The following is a 6635-nucleotide window of genomic DNA, read 5'->3' on the forward strand; positions in this document are numbered from 1 at the left end:
CAGATTTAGGAGAGTTTGATAATGGCTGCTAAAGACGTACGTTTTGGTGAGTCCGCCCGTGCAAAGATGGTTGCGGGTGTCAATGTCCTGGCCGATGCGGTCAAGGTCACCCTGGGCCCGAAAGGTCGCAATGTCGTTCTGGATCGCTCTTTCGGCGCGCCGACCATCACTAAGGATGGTGTTTCCGTCGCCAAAGAGATCGAGCTGAAGGACAAGTTCGAGAACATGGGTGCGCAAATGGTCAAGGAAGTGGCTTCCAAGACTTCCGACGTGGCCGGTGACGGTACCACTACTGCAACCGTGTTGGCTCAAGCCGTCGTTCAGGAAGGCATGAAGTTCGTCGCCGCCGGCATGAACCCGATGGATCTGAAGCGCGGTATCGACAAGGCTGTCATCGCACTGGTCGACGAATTGGCTAAGATCGCCAAGCCGTGCGCCACCTCGAAGGAAATCGCCCAAGTCGGCTCGATTTCCGCCAACTCCGACTACGATATCGGCAAGATCATCGCCGATGCGATGGAAAAAGTTGGTAAGGAAGGCGTCATCACCGTAGAAGACGGCAAGTCGCTGAACAACGAGCTGGATGTCGTCGAAGGTATGCAGTTCGACCGCGGCTACCTGTCGCCGTACTTCATCAACAACCAGGATAAGCAGATTGCCGCTTTGGACAATCCGTTCGTTCTGCTGTTCGACAAGAAGATCTCCAACATCCGCGATCTGCTGCCGGTTCTGGAACAAGTTGCCAAGTCGGGCCGTCCGCTGTTGATCATCGCCGAAGACGTTGAAGGCGAAGCTCTGGCGACGCTGGTGGTCAACAACATCCGCGGCATCCTGAAGACCGTCGCCGTCAAGGCTCCGGGCTTCGGCGACCGTCGTAAGGCTATGCTGCAGGATATCGCCGTGCTGTCCGGCGGTACCGTGATTGCCGAAGAAGTGGGCCTGACGCTCGAGAAGGTGACCCTGGATATGCTGGGCCAAGCCAAGCGTATCGAAGTGGGTAAGGAAAACACCACCATCATCGATGGCGCAGGCGAAGAGGCTGCCATCAAGGCTCGCGTGGATGAAATCCGCAAGCAGATCGAAGAAGCGACTTCCGACTACGATCGTGAAAAGCTGCAAGAACGCGTGGCCAAGCTGGCCGGCGGTGTTGCCGTGATCAAGGTCGGTGCTGCGACCGAAGTCGAAATGAAGGAAAAGAAGGCCCGCGTTGAAGACGCGCTGCACGCGACCCGTGCTGCCGTGGAAGAAGGCGTGGTGCCTGGCGGTGGCGTAGCCATCCTGCGTGCTCGCGCTTCGCTGGAAACCCTGAAGGGCGAAAACACCGATCAGGATGCCGGTATCAAGATCGTGCTGCGCGCCATCGAAGCGCCGCTGCGCCAGATCGTGGCCAACGCCGGCGACGAACCGTCGGTTGTGGTTAACCGCGTGCTGGAAGGCAAGGGCAACTTCGGCTTCAACGCTGCTAGCGGCGAATACGGCGACATGATCGAAATGGGCGTGCTGGATCCGGCCAAGGTTACCCGCACTGCGCTGCAACACGCCGCATCGGTTGCCAGCCTGATGCTGACCACCGATTGCATGATTGCCGAACTGCCGGAAGACAAGGCTGCTGCCGGTGGCATGGGCGGTATGGGTGGTATGGGCGGCATGGGCATGGACGGCATGATGTAATGTCGTTGTTTGCCTGACAGTCCACTGTCATGAGCCGTGTCGGCAACGACACGGTTTTACCGGGGCCGGGTTTTGCGATTTGCAAAGCCCGGCCCTGGTGCTTTTCTATCCTGTCGATTGACGGTTTCTCGACCGCGCATGCTGTTCACACTCGCAGCTACCGCCTAGTCTGTCGGTTTCCCCTCATGCGGAAGCGATGGACGATGCTCGATAGCGAACGCATTCCCGAATATCTGCAAGCCATGATCGAAGCCGCCATTTGCGCGCGCGCCTCCGATATCCATCTTGAGCCCGACCAACAGCAATGTCGTGTGCGCTGGCGCATCGACGGGCAGTTGCAGGAAGGGCCGCGCCCGCCGCAAGGCGGGTGCGAGCGCTTGATCTCATGCGTCAAGATTCAGGCGCGGTTGGACATCGCCGAGAAGCGTCTGCCACAGGACGGTCGCTTCGATTTTCCGTTGCCGGACGGTTCGGTGCGCGATCTGCGCGTCAGCGCTTTGCCCACTATTCAGGGGGAAAAGCTGGTGTTGCGCATTCTGGCGCCTGCGCAGTCTTTACCGCTGGCGTCGCTGGGGTTGGCGTCTTGCCAATTGGCCGAGTTACAGCAAGCGTTGGCGAGGCCGCATGGCATGGTGCTGATGACGGGGCCGACCGGTAGCGGCAAGACAACCTCGCAGTACGCCTGCCTGCAGTCCCTGCCGATCGATCGGCTAAATGTATGTACGGTCGAAGATCCAGTCGAAATTGCGTTGCCGGGAGTCAATCAGGTCGCCGTGTGCGATAAGAGCGGCTTGGACTTTCCATTGGCATTGCGGGCATTGCTACGGCAAGATCCCGACGTCATTATGGTGGGTGAGATGCGCGATGGCCTGACCGCCGATATTGCCGTCAAGGCGGCACAGACCGGACACTTGGTGTTATCCAGTGTGCATACGGCCAGCGCCCGCGCCACTGTCGCACGGCTGCTCAATATGGGGGTTGCACCGTTCAATCTGGCCTCGGCTCAGCCGCTGATCGTCTCGCAGCGATTGCTGCGGTGCCTATGCCGCCATTGCCGCATCGCGGTGTCGCTGGCGCTGTCGGTCTGGCGTGGTGCGGGGTGGCTAGGGGCTTTGCCGGATGACGTGGCGAGCTACGAGGCCCGTGGCTGTGCCAAGTGCCATGACACGGGTTATCGCGGTCGCGTCGGTATTTTCGAGCTTTTGCCACTGGCGGAGGATGGCTTGAATACCCGAGGCGGGCTGATCGCGCGCGAAGACCGCCAATCCGGCTTGCGTCAGGCCGGGTTGTCCAAAGTCTTACAGGGTGAGACCAGCCTGTCCGAAGTGCTGGCTCTGACCGTGGCGTAGCCCAATGTGGGGCACACTGTGGCGGCCGGTCTCGCCGGCTGGCGAGTTAGCCTGGTTGTTGCGGCAATTGGCGACACTGCTGCAGGCCGGGGTACCGCTGGCTGCCGCGTTGCAATGCCTGCAGGAAGGATCGCTGTCGCCCACTATGCGCGGGGCGTTGCGTGCGACAGGTTTGGCATTGGAATGCGGCGAATCGTTAAGCCGGGCGCTTGATCGATTCCCGCAGTTGTTTTGCGCCGACGTGCGCGCGGCGCTGGCGGCTGCGGAAGAAAGCGGTCAGTTGGCGTCGACCATGGCTTATCTGGCTGCCGAGCAGGAGAGCCGGATACGCTTGGTAGCCAAAGTGCGGCAGGCGTTGGTTTACCCCTGCATGATCCTGTTGACGGGGGTTTGCGTGATGCTGGTCGTCTGTTTGACGGTGTTGCCGGCTTTGCGCGACAGTTTTTCGACGGCGGGACAGCCGCTGCCGGGGGCCTCCCTGGCGGTGTTGTGGCTGGCGGATGCGCTTGCGGAGCGGGGCCTGTCGCTACTTGGCGCCCTGTTGTTGGCCGGTGTGCTGCTACGACGGGCCTGGCGCCGCCATGTCGGTTGTCGATTGCTGGTAACCCGGGCGATCTTGCGCATCCCGCTGTGGGGGCGGTTGCTGCGTCAATCCGCGCTGGCGCGTTGGTCGCGCACTTTGTGGTTGTTGCAAACGGCTGGCGTGCCGCTGTCGAGCGCCTTGCCAATGGCCGGCTTGGCGGCTGGCAATCCAATCCTGGCAGAACTCTCGCGTACCATGTCGCAACAGTTGCGCGAAGGCATCAGCTTGAATTTGGCGATGGCGCGAACCGGTTGGTTTCCGCCGTTGTTGACTCAACTGGTGCGTGTTGGCGAGCAAAGCGGTGCGCTGCAGGCGATGTTCGAGCGGGCCGCCTGCCATTTCTCCGACGAGGTCGAGCACTCGCTGGTGACGCTTACCAGCCTGCTGGAGCCTCTGTCGATGGTACTTTTGGGGCTGATGTGCGGCGGCCTGATTTGGGCGCTGTACTTGCCGATCTTTCAATTGGGCGAAACGGTGATGTGACGATGGAGCCATCAATCATGATGCAAGCGGGCATGGCTATGCTGGCCGGTGTGCTGATCGGCAGTTTTTTGAATGTATTGATTCATCGATTGCCGCGTATGGCGAGCGGCGATGCGCCTGACGGTTATACTTTGGCGTGGCCGAGGTCGCATTGCCCTGCATGCGGTCATACGCTGCACGCCCGCCATTTGATCCCGCTATTGTCCTGGCTGGCCTTGCGCGGCCGTTGCGGTTTCTGTCGATCCGCTATTTCTCCGCGCTACCCGCTGGTGGAGCTGGCGACTGCCTTGTTGTTCGGCTTTCTGGCCTGGCGTCAGGCCGAACTGGGACTCTTGGCGGGCGGACTGGCGTTTACCGCCTGTCTGATTGCGTTGACTGTGATCGACCTGGAGACTGGCCTATTGCCGGATAATTTGACTCTGCCCCTGTTGTGGGGCGGGCTATTGTTCAATCTGCACGGACAGCGAGTGCCGCTCGATGAGGCGGTATTGGGGGCGGTGGCCGGTTACGGTGTGCTATGGGGATTATATTGGCTGCATCGACTTGCCAGCGGGCGCGAGGGGCTTGGTTACGGCGATTTCAAGCTGCTGGCTGCGATCGGTGCATGGCTTGGCTGGCGTGCCTTGCCACCGCTTTTGCTGATGTCTTCGCTGACAGGCTTGTGCGTGGCGGGTATCCTTATGCTTTTCGGGCGCATGTCGCGCCGGGACGCGCTGCCTTTCGGCCCGTTCCTAGCCTTGTCGGGCTGGGTGGTTTGGGTCTGGGGAAGCGCTTTTTGAGACGTTGATCCATGGCAATCAAAGTGGTGGGCCTGACTGGCGGTATCGGCTCAGGCAAGAGCGCGGCGGCAGACTTTTTTGCCGGTCTGGGTGTGACGGTGGTCGATACCGACGTGATTTCTCGCCGACTGACAGAACCGGAGGGCGAGGCCATGGGGCCGTTGGCCCAGGCGTTTGGTCCGGACTTCGTGCAGGCGGATGGCGCATTGAACCGCGTGGCCATGCGCCAATTGGTCTTTGCCGACCCGCAGGCCCGTCAGCGACTGGAGGCGATTCTCCATCCGATGATCATGGTTCACGGCATGCGCTTGCTACAGAAGGCGCAAGGTGCTTACGCGCTACTGGTGGTGCCGTTGTTGTTTGAAAGCCAGCGCTATCTGGCACTGGTCGCGCGCAGTCTGCTCATCGATTGCGACGAGACGATGCAGGTGGAACGGGTTGCTCAGCGTAGCGGCCTGCAGGTCGAAGAGATACGCGCTATCATGGCGGCGCAGATGCCAAGAGCCGAGAGAGTGTCTCGGGCGGACGATATTATCCGCAATAACGGATCACTTGATGATTTGAGACTTCAAGTCGAAGAAAAACATCGTTATTATCATGCCATTCTTAGCTAGCTTAACCATCTTGAATCTAAAGCCACCAAGAAGGGCGGATGCGCCGTGATCAGTTTTGAATTCCCTGTCACCGAACGGACTCGGATTCTGCTCAGACTGGAGCAGCTCTATGGACGGCTGGGCTTTTTTATCGAGCGGGAACATTGTTACGAGCATCATGCCGCACTGCTCGTCTTGTTCGAGCTGATGGAAACCGCCTCGCGCGCCGACCTGAAGGCGGACTTGCTGCAGGAGCTGGAGCGGCAGAAGCAGATGCTTGAAGCCCTGCGCGACAATCCCAACGTGGCCGAGGAGACCCTGGAGGGCGTGCTCGAAACCATCGAGTCGACATCCACCGACCTGCTCGCCCTGACCGGAAAGTTCGGCCAGCATCTGCGCGAGAACGAGTGGCTGATGGCCATCAAGCAACGCGCCGGCATTCCCGGCGGCACTTGCCAGTTCGATCTGCCGTCCTACCACTTGTGGCAGGAGAAGAGTTCCGACGAGCGTCGCATCGACCTGAAGCGTTGGGTGGCGCCGTTGATGCCCACGGCGGAAGCGACGCGCATTCTGCTGCAGATCTTGCGCGATAGCGGCAAGACGCATCATTACGTCGCCCGCCATGGTGCCTTCCAGCAGATGTCCGGCGGCAAGGTGGTTCAACTGATTCGCGTGAATTACGACGAAACCATCGGTGTATTGCCGGAGTTGTCCGCCAACAAATACGCGCTGAACATTCGCTTTATCGAGGCCGGCACCGGCGAATCGCGCGCTCGTCAGACCGAGAGCGACATCGAGTTCGGTCTGACCCATTGTAAATTTTGACTTTGAACATGACAGAATCCATTACCGTTGTCCGTTGTCCGACCTGCCGAGGCGATGTGCGCTGGGAGCCCGCCAGCCGCTACCGCCCGTTCTGCTCCGATCGTTGCAAGTTGATCGATCTTGGCCAGTGGGCCGAAGAGGGCTATCGGATGCCGGCGGCGGAGATTTCGCCGAGCGAGGGGGAGTTTTGATTTGACGGTTTGCCTTCGGCAAATCCGCCCTGCGCGAAAGTTGCGACAAAAAAACGGCAAGCTGGATGAACTGCACCCCAAGAGTTGGACACCGTTCCAACCTTTGGGGTGTTTTTCATGGCAAAACATAATGAAGATTTCAAACGTACCGTCGTTCAGGA

At 59.9% G+C, this 6635-nt stretch carries 7 protein-coding genes; all 7 read left to right on the forward strand.

The annotated features are described in order from the left end of the window. The first annotated feature begins 21 nt into the window (after positions 1–21). The 7 genes from groL (at position 22) to yacG (ending at position 6474) form a co-directional block, all read left to right on the forward strand. Entirely contained in the window at positions 22–1671 is a 1650-nt protein-coding gene (groL, locus tag DFP86_RS13410; protein ID WP_133682044.1) for a chaperonin GroEL, read from the forward strand. Positions 1672–1874: 203 nt separating this feature from the next. After that, positions 1875–3020 (forward strand): GspE/PulE family protein, encoded by a 1146-nt coding sequence (locus tag DFP86_RS13415; RefSeq protein ID WP_208108332.1) that lies wholly within the window; start codon positions 1875–1877, stop codon positions 3018–3020. 4 nt (positions 3021–3024) lie between these two features. Continuing rightward, a complete protein-coding gene (locus DFP86_RS13420; protein ID WP_133682047.1) occupies positions 3025–4086 on the forward strand; it encodes a type II secretion system F family protein in 1062 nt (353 codons plus the stop codon). Positions 4087–4103: 17 nt separating this feature from the next. Next, entirely contained in the window at positions 4104–4865 is a 762-nt protein-coding gene (locus tag DFP86_RS13425; protein WP_243729395.1) for a prepilin peptidase, read from the forward strand. Between the two features lie 11 nt (positions 4866–4876). Then, on the forward strand, positions 4877–5479 hold the full coding sequence (gene coaE, locus DFP86_RS13430; RefSeq protein WP_133682051.1) for a dephospho-CoA kinase: 603 nt from the start codon (positions 4877–4879) through the stop codon (positions 5477–5479). Positions 5480–5524: 45 nt separating this feature from the next. Further along, on the forward strand, positions 5525–6283 hold the full coding sequence (gene zapD, locus DFP86_RS13435) for a cell division protein ZapD (protein WP_133682053.1): 759 nt from the start codon (positions 5525–5527) through the stop codon (positions 6281–6283). 8 nt (positions 6284–6291) lie between these two features. Beyond that, on the forward strand, positions 6292–6474 hold the full coding sequence (gene yacG, locus DFP86_RS13440) for a DNA gyrase inhibitor YacG (protein ID WP_133682054.1): 183 nt from the start codon (positions 6292–6294) through the stop codon (positions 6472–6474). Positions 6475–6635 lie beyond the last annotated feature (161 nt).

Source organism: Paludibacterium purpuratum (assembly GCF_004363805.1).
Lineage (GTDB): Bacteria > Pseudomonadota > Gammaproteobacteria > Burkholderiales > Chromobacteriaceae > Paludibacterium > Paludibacterium purpuratum.

Excerpts from the sequence above, each read along its gene's own strand:
- DFP86_RS13415 (WP_208108332.1), top strand. The coding sequence starts at position 1,875 with ATGCTCGATAGCGAACGCATTCCCGAATATCTGCAAGCCATGATCGAA.
- yacG (WP_133682054.1), top strand. The coding sequence starts at position 6,292 with ATGACAGAATCCATTACCGTTGTCCGTTGTCCGACCTGCCGAGGCGAT.
- DFP86_RS13425 (WP_243729395.1), top strand. The coding sequence starts at position 4,104 with ATGATGCAAGCGGGCATGGCTATGCTGGCCGGTGTGCTGATCGGCAGT.
- groL (WP_133682044.1), top strand. The coding sequence starts at position 22 with ATGGCTGCTAAAGACGTACGTTTTGGTGAGTCCGCCCGTGCAAAGATG.
- coaE (WP_133682051.1), top strand. The coding sequence starts at position 4,877 with ATGGCAATCAAAGTGGTGGGCCTGACTGGCGGTATCGGCTCAGGCAAG.
- DFP86_RS13420 (WP_133682047.1), top strand. The coding sequence starts at position 3,025 with ATGTGGGGCACACTGTGGCGGCCGGTCTCGCCGGCTGGCGAGTTAGCC.